17 protein-coding genes are annotated in these 18,386 nt (G+C 53.0%); 10 read left to right on the top strand and 7 right to left on the bottom strand.

Translation table 11 applies throughout. The annotated features are described in order from the left end of the window. Positions 1-163 precede the first annotated feature (163 nt). The 5 genes from SGBXF1_RS12570 (at position 164) to SGBXF1_RS12550 (ending at position 4,868) form a co-directional block, all read left to right on the top strand. Positions 164-625, top strand: coding sequence for a GNAT family N-acetyltransferase (locus SGBXF1_RS12570; protein ID WP_186426918.1), 462 nt, complete (start codon positions 164-166; stop codon positions 623-625). Between the two features lie 299 nt (positions 626-924). Next, positions 925-2,367, top strand: a complete 1,443-nt coding sequence (locus SGBXF1_RS12565; RefSeq protein ID WP_186426917.1) for a GGDEF domain-containing protein — start codon at positions 925-927, stop codon at positions 2,365-2,367. A gap of 115 nt (positions 2,368-2,482) precedes the next feature. Further along, complete coding sequence (locus tag SGBXF1_RS12560; RefSeq protein ID WP_037415424.1) at positions 2,483-2,836, top strand: DUF1428 domain-containing protein; 354 nt, start codon at positions 2,483-2,485, stop codon at positions 2,834-2,836. A gap of 13 nt (positions 2,837-2,849) precedes the next feature. After that, positions 2,850-3,320 (top strand): VOC family protein, encoded by a 471-nt coding sequence (locus tag SGBXF1_RS12555; RefSeq protein ID WP_037415421.1) that lies wholly within the window; start codon positions 2,850-2,852, stop codon positions 3,318-3,320. A gap of 210 nt (positions 3,321-3,530) precedes the next feature. Further along, positions 3,531-4,868, top strand: coding sequence for a D-serine ammonia-lyase (locus tag SGBXF1_RS12550; RefSeq protein ID WP_186426916.1), 1,338 nt, complete (start codon positions 3,531-3,533; stop codon positions 4,866-4,868). Here the strand turns inward: SGBXF1_RS12550 and SGBXF1_RS12545 are convergent. Both SGBXF1_RS12545 and SGBXF1_RS12540 read right to left on the bottom strand, forming a co-directional pair. Next, positions 4,865-5,698 (bottom strand): IclR family transcriptional regulator domain-containing protein, encoded by an 834-nt coding sequence (locus tag SGBXF1_RS12545; protein WP_186426915.1) that lies wholly within the window; start codon positions 5,696-5,698, stop codon positions 4,865-4,867. The two genes, SGBXF1_RS12550 and SGBXF1_RS12545, sit on opposite strands and share 4 nt — an antisense overlap. A 22-nt stretch (positions 5,699-5,720) precedes the next feature. Further along, the gene (locus SGBXF1_RS12540) at positions 5,721-6,365 is read right to left on the bottom strand and encodes a TetR/AcrR family transcriptional regulator (protein ID WP_037415971.1); all 645 of its coding nucleotides are present in this window, start codon (positions 6,363-6,365) and stop codon (positions 5,721-5,723) included. Positions 6,366-6,780: 415 nt separating this feature from the next. On the opposite strand from SGBXF1_RS12540, the gene SGBXF1_RS12535 reads away from it, so the two are divergent. From SGBXF1_RS12535 to pcaC, 5 genes are all read left to right on the top strand, one after another. Beyond that, on the top strand, positions 6,781-8,142 hold the full coding sequence (locus SGBXF1_RS12535) for an MFS transporter (RefSeq protein WP_420329906.1): 1,362 nt from the start codon (positions 6,781-6,783) through the stop codon (positions 8,140-8,142). A 339-nt stretch (positions 8,143-8,481) separates the two neighbouring features. Further along, entirely contained in the window at positions 8,482-9,834 is a 1,353-nt protein-coding gene (locus tag SGBXF1_RS12530; protein WP_186426913.1) for an MFS transporter, read from the top strand. 9 nt (positions 9,835-9,843) lie between these two features. Next, the gene (locus tag SGBXF1_RS12525) at positions 9,844-11,022 is read left to right on the top strand and encodes a 4-hydroxybenzoate 3-monooxygenase (protein ID WP_186426912.1); all 1,179 of its coding nucleotides are present in this window, start codon (positions 9,844-9,846) and stop codon (positions 11,020-11,022) included. A gap of 134 nt (positions 11,023-11,156) precedes the next feature. Further along, complete coding sequence (locus SGBXF1_RS12520) at positions 11,157-12,524, top strand: 3-carboxy-cis,cis-muconate cycloisomerase (protein ID WP_186426911.1); 1,368 nt, start codon at positions 11,157-11,159, stop codon at positions 12,522-12,524. Beyond that, the gene (gene pcaC, locus SGBXF1_RS12515) at positions 12,514-12,903 is read left to right on the top strand and encodes a 4-carboxymuconolactone decarboxylase (RefSeq protein ID WP_037415408.1); all 390 of its coding nucleotides are present in this window, start codon (positions 12,514-12,516) and stop codon (positions 12,901-12,903) included. The genes SGBXF1_RS12520 and pcaC overlap by 11 nt, the downstream gene beginning before the upstream one ends. On the opposite strand, the gene SGBXF1_RS12510 is transcribed toward pcaC, so the two are convergent. From SGBXF1_RS12510 to SGBXF1_RS12490, 5 genes are all read right to left on the bottom strand, one after another. Further along, positions 12,900-13,835 carry a LysR substrate-binding domain-containing protein gene (locus SGBXF1_RS12510; protein ID WP_186426910.1) on the bottom strand — a complete coding sequence of 312 codons (936 nt, stop codon included), beginning with the start codon at positions 13,833-13,835 and terminating at the stop codon, positions 12,900-12,902. The genes pcaC and SGBXF1_RS12510 overlap by 4 nt on opposite strands. Positions 13,836-13,932: 97 nt before the next feature. Next, positions 13,933-14,556, bottom strand: a complete 624-nt coding sequence (pcaG, locus tag SGBXF1_RS12505; protein ID WP_186428505.1) for a protocatechuate 3,4-dioxygenase subunit alpha — start codon at positions 14,554-14,556, stop codon at positions 13,933-13,935. Continuing rightward, positions 14,556-15,284, bottom strand: coding sequence for a protocatechuate 3,4-dioxygenase subunit beta (gene pcaH / locus SGBXF1_RS12500; RefSeq protein ID WP_186426909.1), 729 nt, complete (start codon positions 15,282-15,284; stop codon positions 14,556-14,558). Before pcaH ends, pcaG begins: the two co-directional genes overlap by 1 nt. A 346-nt stretch (positions 15,285-15,630) precedes the next feature. Further along, on the bottom strand, positions 15,631-16,518 hold the full coding sequence (locus SGBXF1_RS12495) for a PhzF family phenazine biosynthesis protein (RefSeq protein ID WP_130380774.1): 888 nt from the start codon (positions 16,516-16,518) through the stop codon (positions 15,631-15,633). 406 nt (positions 16,519-16,924) lie between these two features. Further along, positions 16,925-18,361, bottom strand: a complete 1,437-nt coding sequence (locus SGBXF1_RS12490) for a 6-phospho-beta-glucosidase (RefSeq protein WP_130380772.1) — start codon at positions 18,359-18,361, stop codon at positions 16,925-16,927. Positions 18,362-18,386: the final 25 nt, after the last annotated feature.

The raw sequence follows: 18,386 nt of genomic DNA, 5'->3' as shown, positions 1-18,386 counted from the left end.
TATTATTATAATTTGCGTATGCACCATTTGGATAGTGAATGTTTGTCTGATTGTGGTGAGGACAGTCAGGCGACGTCGAACACAAAACCTTTTTGCACCGCGCCGCTCTTTTACTCTTGGTAGTCTATTCTGAACATTGAACATCAATAAACAGAGAAAAATCATGAGCGAAGCGATTAAGGTCAGGGCACTGGAGCGACGAGATTTTGACGCATGGAATCGATTGTGGCAGGGCTATAACGCATTTTATGGCCGTAAAGGTCATACGGCATTGCCGGATGAGATCACACAAACAACCTGGGCGCGTTTTTTTGATGCCTATGAACCCATGCAGGGATTGGTGGCGGAATATCAGGGCGATTTGGTTGGACTAACTCATTTCATCTTGCACCGCAGCACCATCCAGCTCCAGCCCAATTGCTATCTGCAAGATTTGTTCACCGTCGAAGCTCTGAGGGGAAAAGGAGTGGCGAGAGCATTGATCACGGCAGTTTATGAAAGAGCGAAAAGTCTTGGGTTACCGCGTGTTTACTGGAACACGCATGAAACCAATCTGACCGCCATGAAGCTGTATGACAAGCTGGCGGAGAAATCGGGCTTTGTCGTCTATCGCAAAATGTTTTGATGTCTGGCTCAGACAGATTGCGCCACGGCGGAGCGCAATCTGGCAATATCTTCATTCCGTTGGGTTCTACTATCTTCAGACGAAGGGTGTACGAATCAGGCCACGCCATGACGCTACAGATTGATACATAATAGTATTTTGAAACCGTCAATTAACGGGTGCTCAGTCCGCTAAAAGTGGCAATAATGTGAGTCTGGCTGCTCACTTTACGTGCACCGCCGGGCATGATGGACGGGCTATCCGCTGCCATTGTGCAGGCAGGATTTTATCCGTACTCTTCGCAAGCTTCTGGAAGCAAGATGCACACCACCGAGTTATCTGGCGCGACAAAATTGCAGCATGCAGTGATCGTTTTTTTGCTGGTGTTCGCTACCTGTATCTTTGGCATTGAAAGCCGGCCTACCGGCCTTTTGGCGACATTCTGGCCGACCAATGCCGTGTTGCTGGCCGTTCTGGTGCGTTACCCTAAACTCGCCAGCCCTGTGGGTTGGTTGATGGCGATACTGGGTTATTTGGCAGCGGATCTGATCACCGGCAGTACGCTGGGCAAAGCCATATTGCTCAATGGCGCCAATATTGCGGGTGTGGCGGTCGGATTTTATCTGTTTATGCGTTTGTCGCCGCAAATACGAGCCCTGGAACGTACCTCATCCAGCATTTACCTGTTCGCTATCTGCCTGGCGAGCGCGACCGCTACAGGGTTGCTGGGGGCAGGCGCTTCAGTGTTGCTGTTTGGTCGTCAATATCTGCCTTCACTGGCGTTGTGGTTGTCTTCTGAGTTCACCAATTACATCACTTTGATGCCGTTTATTCTGGCTTTCCCGGTGGACTGGAAAGGGTACTTACGCGGCATTACGCAGGCAGTGACCTTGCGCAGTCAGTGGTACAACACCTGTACAAAAGTGGCAGTGTTAATCCTGCTGACGTTGGCCTGCATCTGTAGCATCTTGATCGGGGGGCCAGGTGCAGTGATTTTCCCTATGCCAATCCTGTTGTGGCTGGCGATGACGTTCTCACTGTTCAGTACGATGATTGCCGTGTTGGCTTATGTGCTGTGGTGCCATTTGGCGATTGATCTGGGCCTGATCACGATTAATCTCGACATGACGTTATTGCAAAACACGGTGTCGATGCGGTTGGGTGTGGCGCTCTTGGCGCTGGGGCCAATCGCTGTCGCCAGCATGAACTTTGCCAGAAATGCCCTGTTACGCAGATTAGAGCACGTGGCGAACCACGATGCACTGACCCACGTATTAACCCGTAGCGCCTTTATGCAGCGAGGCACTCGCCTGGTCAGTCAAAAAGGGGAACGGGTTTGCATTATGATGCTGGATATCGACTATTTTAAATCGATCAATGACCGTTTTGGTCATGCTGGCGGCGATGTGGCGTTATTGTCCTTTACCCGCGCCATTATGGGCGATCTGCGCGATCAGGATCTGTTTGGCCGCATGGGCGGGGAGGAGTTCGCGATCGTCGCACCGATCGAACAACCGCAGGATGCGATGTCGCTGGCTGAACGCTTGCGCCGACGAATTGAAATTGAAGCTATTACCATGCCAGCCGGTAACCATTTGCAAATCACGGTCAGTATCGGCATGGTCACCTGTATTGGCGGTTCCGAACAGAATCTGGACAACCTGCTGAAAATCGCAGATTTAGCGGTATACAAAGCCAAAAACAGTGGCCGAAACCGGGTCGCTACGCCAGAGTTACTCCCTCGAAACTCCCCCGACCTCTGAGTCTTCTCCCGACGGTGTCAATGGTTGCTCCCGCCAATGGCGTCTAAAATGGAAGAGGGCGTGGGCAACTCCGCCTGCGCCACACCGACTGTCGAACAGACAAGAGGAATCTCCGATGAAATATGTTGAAGGCTTTGTGGTGGCGGTGCCAGCCGCCAATAAGGAGGCGTACCAAAAACTGGCCGCCGCAACGGCACCCCTGTTTAAAGAGTTCGGTGCTACGCGGATCGTCGAATGTTGGGGTAATGATGTCCCCGATGGCAAACTCACTGATTTTCGCGGTGCGGTTAAGGCTGAAGCTGACGAGGTCGTGGTGTTCAGTTGGATCGAATACCCGTCTAAGGCCGTACGTGATGAGGCGAATCAGAAGATGATGACCGATCCGCGGATGAAGGCATTTGGCGATAAAATGCCGTTTGACGGTAAGCGAATGATCTTCGGCGGCTTCGAATCTATCCTGGACCAGTAGCGGAGGGGATATTGTGAAAATAACCCAACACTTGTGGTTTGAGAAAGACATGGAAGCAGCGCTACGTTGTTACATTGATCTTATCCCCGGTTCTTCCCTGACCTGGCACTCCACATTGCCCGCCGATACTCCCAGTGGCCCTGCAGGCAGCGTAAAGCTGGCGGCTTTTACGCTGGGTGATCAGCGGTATGCGGCGATAGAGGCCGGCCCGTTGGATCCGTTCAACCACAGTTTTTCCATTATGGTCGAATGCGCAGATCAGGCGGAGGTTGATCGCCTGTGGGATGCGCTGAGTGACGGTGGTCGTGTTGAGCAATGCGGTTGGCTGCGCGATCGCTGGGGGTTGAGTTGGCAGATTGTTCCCAAGCGACTGACAGAACTTATGAGCGACCCTGACGCCATGAAGGTGAGAAGGGTAACCGAGGCGATGTTACAGATGGTTAAACTGGATGTTGCGGCGTTAGAAGCGGCGGCTCGTGGGTAACAATCACACCGCATGAAGCCCCGCAGCCATGTCGGTTGCGGGGTATTTAGGTGATTCAATGTAATGCAAGGCGTCATTGTGGGTTGTAAATTGACGCAAATCACCTTTTTGCATCAAGCCTGCTCATGCAGGGCTGAATTTTTATCATTTGTCAGCGTCGACGAATCGCTGCACCCTAGAGCTAACCTTTATGCAGCGTAGAGAACAAAAATGGAAAAGACACAGATTCAGCAATTGGTTACCCAATTCCCGCTGGTGCAGGCACTGATCGACCTTAAACCGGTGACCTGGTTCAACCCACGAGCAACCACGTTGAAGGCTGGACTGCCGTTTGTCGGCCTCGGTGTTGCCGACGTGACTGATGCGGAGCAACGGTTAATGCGTTTTGCCCCTTATCTGAGCGCTGCTTTCCCCGAAACACGCATCACCAACGGGGTGATTGAATCTGATGTCGTGGCTATTCCTGCGATGCAAACGGCGCTCGATCAGCGCTATGGCCAGCCGCTGGGTGGGCGTTTATTGCTTAAAAAAGACAGTCACTTGCCAATCTCCGGGTCGATCAAAGCCCGCGGGGGGATTTACGAGGTGCTGGCACATGCAGAAAAACTGGCTCTGGAAGCAGGGCGACTGCAATTGACGGACGACTACGCCACGTTGTTCTCAGCGGAGTTCCGCGAATTTTTCAGCAACTACCGCATTGCTGTGGGTTCGACGGGTAACCTGGGTATGTCGATCGGCATTATCAGTGCCAGACTGGGTTTCAGCGTCAGTGTGCACATGTCGGCGGATGCCCGTGAATGGAAAAAGCAGAAGCTGCGTGATAATGGCGTCAACGTGGTTGAGTACGCGCAAGATTATGGCGTTGCTGTGGAACAGGGGCGTTTGCAGGCCGCGAAGGATCCACACTGCTTCTTTATTGATGATGAAAACTCACAGACGCTGTTCCTGGGGTATTCCGTTGCCGGCGGGCGCTTGAAGCGTCAGTTTGCCGAAAGTGGTATTCAGGTTGATGCCCAACATCCGCTGTTCGTTTATTTGCCGTGTGGTGTCGGTGGTGGCCCAGGCGGGGTCGCTTTTGGATTGAAACTGGCCTTTGGTGACCATGTGCACTGCATTTTTGCCGAGCCGACACACTCACCTTGTATGCTGCTTGGTGTACATACCGGACTGCACGATGGCATTGCCGTACAGGATTTGGGCATTGATAACCACACCGCGGCAGACGGACTGGCGGTTGGGCGAGCATCCGGTTTTGTTGGTCGTGCGATGGAGCGTCTGCTTTCCGGTTTTTACACGCTCAGCGATGACGAGATGTTTGCACTCCTGGGACTGTTGGATCGTCATGAGCACATTCAGCTTGAGCCTTCAGCCCTGGCCGGCATGCCTGGGCCATGGTGCGTCACGGCAGATACCGAGTGGCTGGCAAGTCAGGGACTGAATGAAGAACAGATGAAGAATGCAACCCATCTGGTATGGGCCACAGGCGGCGGTATGGTGCCCGAAGTGGAAATGGCCAAGTATTTGGCTAACGCACAACAGGTTGTTTAGTGTGACAGCAGCGAAAGCTCTTGTGCCCCCTCCACCAGGATCGGCAGGATACGTTCGGTCAGTGCTTCCAAGGGTACATGACCAGCCTGCACTCCCACGTTTAGCGCGGCGGTAACACCGCCGTTGATCGACATAATCGGCACTGCGATGGAGCGCAGGCCGATTTCCAGTTCCTGATCGTTAATTGCATAACCCTGCGCACGAACTTTATCCAGTTCGTCGCGCAGTTTATCGATCGTGCCAATGGTGTATTGCGTATAGCGCATAAGAGTAATGCGTTGCAGATAATCCTCGCACTTGTCTGCCGGGAGATGGCTCAGTAACACACGTCCCATCGAGGTGGCGAACGCGGGCAGACGACTGCCAATGTTCAAGTCGATAGTCATAATGCGTTCGGCAGAAGCACGCGCGATATACAGAATGTTGTCACCGTCCAGCGTGGCGATAGAGCAAGATTCATTCAGCAATTGGCTGATGTGCTTGAGCACTGGCTGGGTGGCTGTAGCCAGTGGTGTGGCACCGAGATAAGCATGAGACAATGCCAGAATACGTGGACGCAGCTCAAAATTTTTTCCGTCCTGTGCGTAAACGAACCCCAACTTGTTCAGCGTATACAGGCAACGGCGTACCGCAGCACGCGGAATGCCTGTTTTCTGGCTGATTTGTGAAATGGACATCAGACGGCGCTGCGGAGTAAAAGCCTGGATAACCTCAAGGCCCCGCGCCAGTGACGCCATAAAATTGGGGTCACCCCGGAAGGGATCGCCACGGGAGGCGGATAGTGAACTATCAGGCGCGGCAATCTCTTCACCAGCAGAGATCTTGGTCATCACAGTCTCCCAGGGACAGTGCCTACAACGCCAGATAGCGCAGGGTTGCCACAACCGCTAACTGACGGTTATGGATCACCTGATCTTCAGGCGGTTCATGGCTTTCAAACAATGTATTAAAAGTATACTGGTTGGCGACATAGTGGAAACACAGACTACTGATTAATCGATGCACGTCTGCGGCGCTGGCGTCTGGAGTAAACTGCCTGTCTTGCTTGCCGCGCTGCAATATCTCCTCCAGCAGTGTCAATGCACTCTGGTTCAAGGCCTTAATCCGCGGTGACTGACGGATATACTGGCCGCGCATCATGTTTTCCATGCAGATTACGCGGATGAAATCAGGGTGCTCTGCATGGTAATTAAAGCTTTCTTCTACCAGTCGGGTCATGGCCTCTACGGGGGGCAGTGCCTGTAGATCCAACCCCGTTTCGTGTGCACGTATATGCTGATATACGTGTTCAAGTACCTCCAGGTAGAGCGATTCTTTGTTTTTGAAGTGATAAACCACCATACGTTTGGTGGTCGCAGCATGCTCGGCAATGTTTTCCATGCGAGCACCTTTTAGGCCCGCTTCGGCAAACTCAGTCAGTGCCGCAGTGAAAATGCGTTGCTTCAGGCCGACGGGGTCGTTTTTGCGCTTGGTTGCGGGGATCTCATCATTCTTCAAAACATCAGTCACTTATCTTTGTGGGGACACCGGTTAAGAGTAACCGGGGTGACCCGGCAATACAATCCGCCGCATTTGCGCTTTTGTGAACGGCATCATGTTACGAGAATGTAAATTTCGTGGCAATAATAGTCGTCGTTAAAGCCATTAAACAAGATTATTTTTCGCCTTATAACTGCAAGTTTTGCGGAGGGTAAGACCAGGTAAGGGATAAGCTTGCAGCGTAATGTCCTGACTGGTGGTGATGGGGTGACATTTATTCTTGTTGTGAATGTACCTAACGGTTCGATAATCATCAGATTATCGATAATCTCCGTTGCTGACCCACGCGGGAATTCTTACAGTAGCAGCACGGTATTTCACGGTTTGTTCGATTATTGAGCATGGGCATGTTGGGCGTTTGCGCGAAGGAAAAATTGTGGTTTCAAACGAAATAGATGTTCGAACGCTGATCAACGATCGTCCGATATGTGGTTACCAGAAACTGATCATTTTGCTGGGATTCATCGTTATCGCTCTGGATGGCTTCGATATTACCTTGATGGGGTTTATCGCCCCTGAGCTGAAAAATGAATGGGGTGTTGGTAATCATCAGCTTGGTATGGTGATCAGCGCAGCGCTGGTTGGCCTGACAATAGGTGCATTACTGTCCGGCCCGCTGGCAGATTGGTTGGGTCGCAAAGTGATCATTATCAATAGCGTGTTCTTTTTTGGTGTATGGACGCTGGTCACTGCATTCTCACACAATATTGAACAAATGATTTTCTTCCGATTTATGACCGGATTGGGGCTGGGGGCGGCGATGCCGAATGTGGGCACGTTGATCTCCGAATATGCACCAGAAAAGAAACGTTCGTTTGTTATCACCGTGGTGTTCTGCGGCTTTACTTTCGGTGCTGCGTTGGGGGGATTTGCTGCGTCTTGGATCATTCCACACAGAGGCTGGCATGCTCTGTTATTGCTTGGTGGCGTACTGCCGCTCGTGTGCGTGCCACTGTTGATCGCCAAGCTACCGGAATCAGTGAGATTTTTGGTGACCAAACGCGCCAGCCGTCAACGCATTGGCAACATTGTGGAAAAACTGGCACCCGGCAGTACGGATGCCAATACGCGTTACACCTTACCGACGCAGGTGGAACCGGGCAAAGGCGCAATGCAGATTGTGGTCTCACGACAGTATGGGTTCGGTAGCGTAATGCTGTGGCTGGGCTATTTTATGGCGCTGTTTCTGGTCTATTTGCTGGGCAGCTGGCTACCGACGTTGGTTAAAGGTATTGGCTTGAGTGTGGCGCAGGCTGCGGTCATCACCGCGTTGTACCAGGCGGGTGGCACCTTCGGTTCCCTGATTACCGGTTGGTTAATGGATCGTGTGAATCCGCATCGGGCGTTAGGCGTAATATATTTGTTGGGCGCGTGTTTCACATTATTGATTGGGCTGACAGCCCATAACACGGTCATGCTTGGTGTGATGGCATTGGCCTGTGGTTTTTGCCTGAACGGCGCGAATACCGGCATGAATGCGCTATCCGCTCATTATTATCCTACAGAAGCACGGGCTACCGGCTCCAGCTGGATGCACGGCGTTGGGCGTATTGGTGCCATCCTGAGTGCCTTCGCCGGCGCGGAAATGTTGGCGCTGGGGTGGGGGGTCGACCGCATTTTTGCCATTATTGCCATTCCGGCGTTAATCACCGCCTGCGCTATCTTTGTGAAGGGTGCCAAAGGATATAATCGTCAGGCGCAGTTGGCCCCCCGCGAAGTCGCCAAAGGCCTTTGAACTGAGCGCAGCAGCGCATCGGCAGCTCAGACCGATGCGCTGCTGTGGTCCCATGTTTCATCAATGTTAATCAGCTCACAAAATACCCATGTTCCCTATGGATGAAAAATCCATGCATCTTTCTGATAATTAAACCCTTCCTTTGTTTTCATTGTTTTCCCGTTCGGTTATCGCACGCTAATTAATTTAACAATATTGAAACTTTTTGTTGGCGATGCTTTGATGAAAAGGCGATTAACGAACCAAGTTTCGATAATCGCACAACTAGCGGTTTTGCCAGGGAAACGCCTGGCCGCTCCCGCCGGGGTTAATTCGCCAGGCCAACCTAGGAAGCGCTCTATGACCCAGCAAAACACCATAGAAATTCAATCATTTATTAATGAAAAACCCTTTTCCCGCTATCAGTGGTTGATCCTGACTCTGTGCTTTTTAACTGTGGCACTGGATGGTTTCGACACTGCAATCATCGGGTTTATCGCCACCTCATTGGTACAAGACTGGGGGATTGAAAAAACTTCACTGGGGCCAGTGATGAGCGCTGCGCTAGTGGGACTGGCCGTCGGTGCGCTGACTGCCGGCCCGTTGGCAGATCGCATCGGCCGCAAAAAGGTTTTGGTGCTCTCGTTGATCCTCTTCGGTGGTTTTAGCCTGTTGACGGCATTTGCTACCACGCTACCGATGCTCACACTGCTGCGCTTTTTGACCGGATTGGGTCTGGGAGCCGCGATGCCGAATGCGGCCACGCTGATGTCGGAATATGCGCCGGAGCGCAAGCGCGCGCTGTTGGTGAATTTGATGTTTTGTGGTTTCCCGCTGGGTTCATCAATGGGCGGTTTTGTTTCCGCTTGGTTGATCCCGCATTTCGGCTGGCAGAGCGTGATGATCCTGGGGGGCGTGATGCCGTTGCTGCTGGCGGTCGTGTTGATTGTCGCGCTACCTGAGTCTGCGCGTTTTATGGTGGTGCATGGTTACCCGGCACAGCGCATTGCTGCCGTACTTAAGCGTATCGCACCACTCAATGTCACAGAACCATTGTTTAGCCTGGTGGAAGAGGGCCAGGTGAAAGCCAGGTCGGCGCTGGGCGTGATTTTTTCCCCGCGTTATCTGTTGGGTACCCTGATGTTGTGTCTGACGTACTTTATGGGGTTGATGATTTTTTATCTGTTGACCAGTTGGCTGCCGCTGTTAATCCGGGAAACGGGCGCTTCTATCCGTCAGGCTTCTTTGATTACCGCGTTATTTCCTTTAGGTGGTGGCATTGGTGTGCTGATTATCGGCTGGTTAATGGATCGCATGAATCCGCACAAAGTCGTGGCCGTTGGCTACCTGCTGACCGGGCTGCTTGTTTGCGCCATTGGGTACGTTTACACGGATCCGATACTGATGGCCGTGACGGTGTTTATCGCGGGTACCTGCATGAATGGTGCACAGTCTTCAATGCCGGCATTGGCTGCTGGTTTCTATCCGACACAGGGGCGAGCAACCGGTGTGGCCTGGATGCTGGGGTTAGGGCGGTTTGGCGGCATTCTGGGCGCGATGAGCGGGGGGGTATTGATGCAAATGCAGTTGACGTTCAGCACCATTTTCACACTCCTGGCGATCCCGGCACTGGTGGCTGCGCTGGCGTTGGTGATCAAACACATTTCTGCAAAAGCGACGGCATTGTCCGGCTCACTCAACAAGGCGTTATAGGAGATAACCATGCGTACACAGATTGCGATTATTGGCGCGGGCCCAGCAGGATTGATGTTGTCGCATTTACTGCATCTGCAGGGGATTGAGTCGGTGGTATTAGAAACACGTGACCAACAGGCGGTGGAGTCCACTATTCGCGCTGGCGTGCTCGAACAGGGTACCGTGGATTTGCTCAATCAAACCGGGCTGGGCGAGCGCATGCGCAAAGAGGGGACGCAGCACCATGGGATCCGTCTGGCGTTTGGTGGCCAGCAACACAGGATCGACCTGACTGAGCTAACCGACCGGGCGATCACCGTTTACGCCCAACACGAAGTGTTGAAAGATATGATTGCCGCGCGACAAGCGGTAGCAGGGCAGCTTTACTTTGAGGTTGAAGACGTAAAGCTTAAGGAACTGGATGGGGATCGACCACAGGTACATTACCGCCACAATGGTCAACAACAGCGGCTTGACTGCGATTTTATTATTGGTTGCGATGGGTTTCACGGTATCAGTCGTGCCGCGATGCCGGGCGGGTTGCGACAAGATTATACCCGGGTTTATCCCTTTGGTTGGTTCGGCATTTTGGTGGAGGCACCACCGTCCAGTGATGAATTGATCTATGCACGGCACCCGCGTGGTTTTGCATTGATAAGCACGCGTTCACCGGGGGTGCAGCGCATGTATTTCCAGTGCAACCCGGCGGAAAATGTCGATCAATGGTCAGACGATCGTATTTGGAACGAACTGGAAAGCCGGTTGGAAAATCATGACGGTTGGTCACTGAAAAAAGGGCGGATATTCCAAAAAAACGTGGTTGGCATGCGCAGCTTTGTCACTGAGCCAATGCGTTGTAAACGGCTGCTGTTAGCGGGGGACGCCGCGCATATTGTGCCGCCGACCGGGGCTAAGGGGTTAAATCTGGCCATGGCAGATGTTTGCTTGTTATCACAGGCTTTGGATGAATTTTACCGACACAAAAGTTGGCGACGGCTGGATAGCTACAGCGATGATGCATTGCAACGTGTCTGGCGTGCCGAGCATTTTTCCTGGTGGATGACCAATATGCTGCACACCCATCAGGACGACAGTGCATTCCAGCAGCGTTTGCAGCTGTCGGAACTGCAATACACCGTAAGGTCGCGCAGCGCGATGACGATGTTGGCAGAAAACTACGTCGGCTCACCGTTTCAGATGATGTAATCCGTGCGGAATCGCAAAAACCAATAAAATTGGCCAATGTTTCGACAATCGCCCAAGGTCACGTTTATCGTTCTTGACGCTGCCGACGACGTCACGCCATCATCGGGAGAATCAGCCCTTTGCCTGGAGGATTTATGGAATTACTGACGCCGCTGCTACGGCCTTCAGCGGTAAGCCATTGTTTCAGTGATGCAGCGACGCTGCAAGGAATGCTGGATTTCGAAGCCGCATTGGCCACCGCTCAGGCTGACTTGGGCATTATTCCCACGGAAGCTGCGCAGCATATTGCCGCTGCGTGTCACAGCCATTTATTTGATGCGGCTGCTTTGGCTCAATCGGCGGCACAGGCCGGTAATCTGGCGATCCCATTGGTGAAGCAGCTCACTTTCATCGTGGCGCAGCAGCAGGCCGAAGCCGCACGCTTTGTTCATTGGGGGGCGACCAGCCAAGATGCTATCGACACCGGATTGGTGCTGCAATTGCGGCGAGCAATTGAACTGACGCAGCGCGATTTGAACCGGTTAATTGCGGCACTGGTGCAGCACATTACGTTACATCAGGATTGCATACTGGTTGGACGGACCTGGATGCAACATGCACTACCGACCACATGGGGCTTAAAACTGGCGGGTACCCTGGATGCGTTGTTGCGCTACCGCTCCCGGCTCAATGAAATGTCGCCTCGAGTGTTAGCACTGCAATTAGGTGGGGCCGCCGGTACGTTGGCATCGTTGGGGGATAACGGTGAGCGGCTGGTGAACGCGTTAGCGTTCGGATTGCAACTGACCGCCGCTAATGCGCCTTGGCATAGCCAGCGTGATCGTCTGCTGGAGGTTGCGGGTTGGTATGCGGGCTTAACCGGTACGCTGGGTAAATTGGCACGTGATATCGCTTTGCTGACACAAACGGAAGTGGCGGAAGTGGCTGAGCCGGAAGCGGTGGGCCGTGGCGGGTCATCCACAATGCCGCACAAACGCAATCCGGTGGCCTGCGCGGTGATCCTCTCGGCGGCTAATCGCGTACCAGCGTTGATCGGTGGGTTGTATGCCGCCATGGTGCAAGAACACGAACGCGGTTTGGGCGGCTGGCATGCAGAGTGGGAAAGCCTGCCTGAGTTAGTGATGCTGTCAGCAGGAGCATTGCATACTGCGGGTGATCTGATCTCCGGCTTGCAGGTGTTTCCACAACAGATGCAGCATAACCTGAGGTTAACTCATGGCGTAATTATGGCAGAAGCCGTCACTATGGCCTTGGGTGAGGTTATGGGGCGTCAACAAGCGCATCAACACATAGAAAAACAGTGCCATTACGCGTTGGCGCAAAGGCTAACACTGCTAGATGTGCTGCTTGAGGATCCTGTCGTCATGGCGCATTTGTCGGCACAGCGGCTTTCGGAACTGTTAGATCCGCAGCAATACCTCGGCAGTGCACACGCCTTTACTCAGCAGGTACTTGCACAGGCTGCCGCTGCAATATCAGGAGCACATCAAGATGAACGATGAACAACGTTACCAACAGGGCATTGACGTGCGCAGAGCGGTGCTGGGAGACGCCCATGTTGATCGCAGCCTCAGCCAGCTCACACCGTTAAACGAAGAGTTTCAGGATTTTATCAGCCGCTACGCCTGGGGGGAGATCTGGACGCGGCCGGGGCTGGCGCGCCATAGCCGCAGCCTGATCACCATTGCGATGCTGATCGCGCTCAATCGGGAAGCCGAATTGCGGATGCACTTAAAAGCGGCAGTAAACAACGGTGTGACCCGGAACGAAATCAAAGAAGTGCTGATGCAAAGCGCGCTTTACTGCGGTCTGCCGGCAGCAAATTCGGCGTTCCATCTGGCAGCGGAAGTGTTTGCCGAGCAGGACCGGGAAGCCGATTAAACGTTTCGCGCAGCGCCTGCGATACGGCGCACCGTCGTGATAAATGCCAGTACGGACTCGCTCAGCTCACCGTCGTTACGTGTCAGAATGCCGACGGCCTCCTCCATTCCCTGCGTGGGTAACGGCAATGGGACAAGCTGACCGGAGGAAATATCCATTTTCACTGCGCTGGAGGGGACAAACCACAGATAGTCGAATTGCAGTGTCATCTGTCGTGCCAGCGAGGCGGATAGCGTTTCGATGTACTGGCCAGGCAGACTGAATCCCTGTGTTGAAAGCAGGTTCTCAGTATTATGGCGCGGCACCGTGCCCTTTGGTGAAATAATGGCTGGATAGTTCAGTGCACGCTCAAGGGTGATGGTTTCACTTAACAATGGATGTCCGGGCCGGGTCACCATCAACAACGATTCCAACAGTAATAACTCAAACGCCAGTCCACTCATCATTTCGGGATCGGCCATTCGACCTATTGCCACGTCAATTTCGCCCGCTTTAAGCTGTGCTAACAGCTCCGTGTTTTTACCGGTGACGACCTGAATGCGCGAATAAGGGTGCGCCTGCTGATATTGTCCGATGGATTGCGGCAACATGCCCAGTGCGGTGGTCGGCAGCGAGCCGACACGCAATACGCGTGCAGGTTCGTCATCGAGCCGGTCGAGCGCGTGTCCCGCCGCTGTGAGTGCCTCCAGCACGCGAGTGGCATAGCCGAGAAACTGCTCCCCTTGTTCAGTCAGCCGTGTTCCCTGGCGGTTACGTACCAGCAGGCGGTTGCCAGTCAACGCTTCCAATTCGTTAAGCGTCTTTGACAGTGCAGGCTGGCTTAGGCTCAGCTTATCGGCTGCACGGCTCAACGAGCGCTCTTGCGCCACGGCAACAAAGCCGTTGATGTGGCGTAAACGCATGCGTTGGATAAATAAATTGGCTTTTTTCATACCTCAGTGTAGGAAGAATTCCCCAGAGGTAACAAGTGATGGTGGCCGCAAATTTGTACTGGCGTACAGATTCTTTGCGGCCACAGGCAGGCAGAAATTACAGATCGAAAAAGACCGTTTCGCCTTCGCCCTGGATCACAATATCAAAGCGATACACAACCTCATTATCCCGACGTTCTGGGTGGGCAATCAGCGTTTTACGGCGTACCTCCAGTTCGATCAGATTCAGCACAGGATCTTGTTGGTTTGCTGTAGCCTCGTCGGCAAAATAAACCCGGGTATGTAACCCAATATTGATGCCGCGAGCGACAATCCACAGGTTAATATGTGGTGCCATCATCCGCCCATCACGACCACAAACAGCACCCGGCTTGATGGTGTCAAAACGGTAGAGGCCTGTTTCAAAGTCGGAACAGCTGCGTCCCCAACCCCGGAATGTGGGATCAAGCGGTTTGTGCGGTTGTTGATCGCCTGGGTGGTTATAGCGTCCATGGGCATTGGCCTGCCAAATTTCCAACAACACGTCACGAATAGGTGTGCCGCTGCCGTCGAACACCCGTCCTTCAAGTGTTATGCGTTGACCCTGGGTTTCCAGTTGGGTCAGTACGTGCCCAAAGTTGTTTTCGAAGATCTCAAAACCCGCGGCAAGGGGAGCAAGGCCAATGTGTACATAAGGCCCGGCGGTTTGGGACGGCGTTTCCGGTAGGTAGTTTTGCGGCATCATGCTTTCCCCTGCAAACGGTTTTCAAATAAGGTGGCGCGGTGACCGCGTAGCACCAGATCGAAACGATAGGCCAGGCTATCGAGTTGAACCGAAGCCGTTTTGTCCAGACCGGCGATCAACGTGCGCACGGCATCGTCATTTTTGATAGCACGGACAATTGGGCAACTGGCAATCAGCGGGTCGCCTTCAAAGTACATCTGGGTGATCAGCCGCTGGGCGAAGGCATCGCCGGACAGTGAAAAGTGAATATGTGCCGGACGCCAATCGTTAACCCGGTTACGCCATGGGTAAGGGCCCGGCTTGATAGTACGGAAAAAGTAATAACCGTTATTGTCGGTCAGCATGCGTCCGCAGCCTCCAAAGTTCGGGTCTATCGGTGCTAAATACTGATCCTTTTTATGGCGGTAGCGACCACCAGCATTGGCTTGCCACACTTCGACCAGCGCATTGCGCATGGGGAGGCCATTTTCATCGCGGACATAGCCGTGCACGATAATACGTTCACCAATGGGCAAACCCTGCTTGGCGTAATTCAGGATCAGATCGTTATCCAGTGCGCCGAGTTCATGTTGACCAAATACGGGGCCAGTGATCTCGGAGAGCGAATTTTGCAGTGATATCAGCGCATTTTTGGGGGAGCGGAGTACGCTGGTTTTATATTCCGGCACCAGGACCGGCGGATGCAGATCATAGTTGCGATGGTACAGTTCATTTATCTGGCTCATGCGGAAATCCTCATGGCGTGGGCAGGGTGCAGAGGGCTGATCTGTTTTATTGTTGTGTCAGCGCGAAGGGGCGTGAATGTCATTCCCCACTCTGAGTCTCGCAAGCCAGAGTGTTACGATAAAGTGAAATTTAGCGGTATTTTACATAACCTAAGGTTATGTAATGATATGGGTTCGCTTCTTTACTAACCCCAAGAACGTAAAGGCGATATACCCAAAATGGAAAAATGGGGGGTATAAGAGCGAAGGTTCTGACATGACTCACTGCGCGTAGTATCTCATTCAGGGGCAGACCACCTTTCTTCTGGTTTACCCCGTATTTGTGCAGAACGCGTTCATTTATCTTTTAAAGTCTAACCATTTTTGTACCGGCCATCATTGCTTGTCCGCCGACGCTAACGCGGCTAATTGCCTGCGCCTGCGTCTCAATCGTCACCTGGATCAGAGAAGAACATCCCATGGCCCGCCCTTGCTCTAACAGGAAGTGCGTTTCGCCGGGCTGGAGATGATGGTTCAGATAGCACCCCAGAGCGCCGCTGGCACTACCGGTTGCGGACTCTTCATTTATGCCATAAAGCGGTGCGAAATTGCGGCAGTGGGCTGTGATGGCAGCATGGCGACTCAGTTCAAATACGTGGAAGCCGATAGCGTCGAATGTGCGGCTCAGGTTGGCGATCGCGTCATAATCGGGTCGCAGGCTATCTAAATGGCCGGATTGCACGGGAATAATAATGTCCGGTAACCCTGTTGAAACCACCGCGATGGGCAAGCCAGTCCCTGCAATGACCTCGGGGTGAACGCCGAGGGCAAGTGCGACATCTTTGACATCAGGCCCTGGCCGCGTGATCGGCAAGGTTTGCTCCATAACGATACACTGGGGGCTGACGGCGACACTCAGAATACCGGCCTTGGTTTTTTGCATGTATTGGCCCGGTGTAAGCAGATTGAGTGAAGCCAGGGTGAAAAAAACGGCTAATGTCGCGTGTCCGCAGAAATCCACTTCCCCTTCAGGCGTAAAAAAATCCACCTTGAAATCTGTGTCCTCACCGGCATAGACAAATGCGGTCTCGGAAAAGCCCACCTGCCGCGCGATTGCTACTTTTTGCGCGGCGCTCAGGTCTGGCGGGTAGAGAACGACCCCGGCGGGGTTGCCGCCAGAATTATCCCGGGTAAATGCGTTCACAAGGTGCACCTTGACGTCATCTCCGACCGAGTGTGTTGTCTCGTTTTGCATTTGTTGCTCCTGCATTATGGCTTGGTGAACGCGTGTGCCCATCATCTATCCCTTTATTTTAACTGTAGAAATGCTTTCTACCATCTTTTGGAGGGAAACGTTTAAAAATAAATACCCCGGCCCGCAGCCTCCCGAATCAGGCCTGTTTCTTTCAGGCATGGCCATAGATAAGTCTTGTATCTACAGTCGAACCCAAACTGGATCAGAAGACATGGCTAACATCAGAGGGTGCTCATCAACGGGACACAGGTCAGGTCGTCTTCAGGTGTTAGGGATCATGCTTCGACAGGGAGAGCATTGAAATCAGTGTAAAAGAAGTGTCTGGGGGCTTTAATCTGTGGGTGCGCTGTGAAGTGACTCAATAAAAATGAGCCACAAGATGTGGCTCACCTGAGGGACTGACGTATTAAAGTTGTTCGCCGTTGCTGGCGATCACCCCTCGGTACCAGTCAAAACTCTTTTTGCGCGAACGCTCGAGCGTGCCAGTGCCGTCGTCGTGTTTGTCGACGTAAATAAAGCCGTAGCGTTTGCCGTACTCCCCGGTAGTGAAGGAAACGCAGTCGATGCAGCCCCACGGGGTGTAGCCGATCAAATCAACACCGTCTTCGATCACTGCTTTTTTCATCTGTTCGATATGTGCACGCAGGTAGTCGATACGATAGTCATCGTTGATTTTACCGTCTGCTTCGACCTTGTCGAAAGCACCAAAGCCGTTCTCAACGATAAACAACGGCTTCTGGTAGCGTTCGTACAGGACGTTCAGTGAATAACGCAGCCCAACCGGGTCAATCTGCCAGCCCCAGTCGGAGGCTTTTACGTGCGGGTTCGGTACGTTGCCAGGGAAGTCGAACATCGCATCGCCCGTGCTTACCGCATCCGCCTTAAGGGCGTTGCTCATGTAGTAGCTAAAGCCGATGTAATCCGCACAGCCTTCGCGCAGGGTTTGTGCGTCCTGAGGTTGCATTTCAATCTGAAAACCTTTGCGCTCCCAGTCACGCAACAGATACGACGGATAGTAGCCTCGCACTTGTACGTCGGTGTACAGGTAGCGTGAGTGCATGGCTTCGACGCTGTACATGACGTCGTCAGGTTTGCAGGAGTACGGGTAGAAGGGGACGCAGGCCAGCATGCAGCCAATTTTGAATTCCGGGTTAATCTGGTGACCCAGTTTCACTACCAGGGCGCTGGCGACAAACTGATGGTGCAAGACTTGATACAGCGTCTGCTCAGGGTTCTCTTCCTGAGTATATACAACGCCGGAACAGCAGTAGCCGAACAGCGGGTACTGATAGTTGCTCTGGTTGTTGATCTCGTTAAAGGTCATCCAGTATTTCACTTTGTGCTGATAGCGGCGCAGCACCACTTCGCTGAAACGCACGAAGAAATCGACCACCTGACGGTTCTTCCAACCGCCATATTCTTTCACCAGGTGATAGGGCATCTCAAAGTGCGACAGGGTGATTACCGGCTGGATATTGTATTTCAGCAGTTCATCGAACAGATCATCATAGAATTGCAGGCCGGCTTCATTCGGCTCAAGCTCATCCCCGTTGGGGAAGATGCGCGTCCAGGCGATTGAGGTGCGGAAACATTTGAACCCCATTTCTGCGAACAGCGCGATGTCCTGTTTGTAGCGACCGTAGAAATCCACCGCTTCGTGGTTAGGGTAGCGATAGCCTTCCTGCACACCGTCAGTCATCACACGATCCACGCCATGTGCACCGCCCGACAATACGTCAGCGATACTTGGGCCTTTACCGCCCTGATCCCAACCGCCTTCAACCTGATGCGCAGCGACGGCGCCCCCCCACAGAAAATCTTTCGGTAACTGTTGCTGTTTCATCGTTGGTTTCTCATTCCATTATTAA

It is taken from the genome of Serratia grimesii (assembly GCF_900186025.1).
In the GTDB taxonomy this organism is placed as follows: Bacteria; Pseudomonadota; Gammaproteobacteria; order Enterobacterales; family Enterobacteriaceae; genus Serratia; species Serratia grimesii.
The sequence above is the reverse complement of the archived record's forward strand: the minus strand, read 5'-3'. Positions and strand labels throughout refer to the sequence as shown.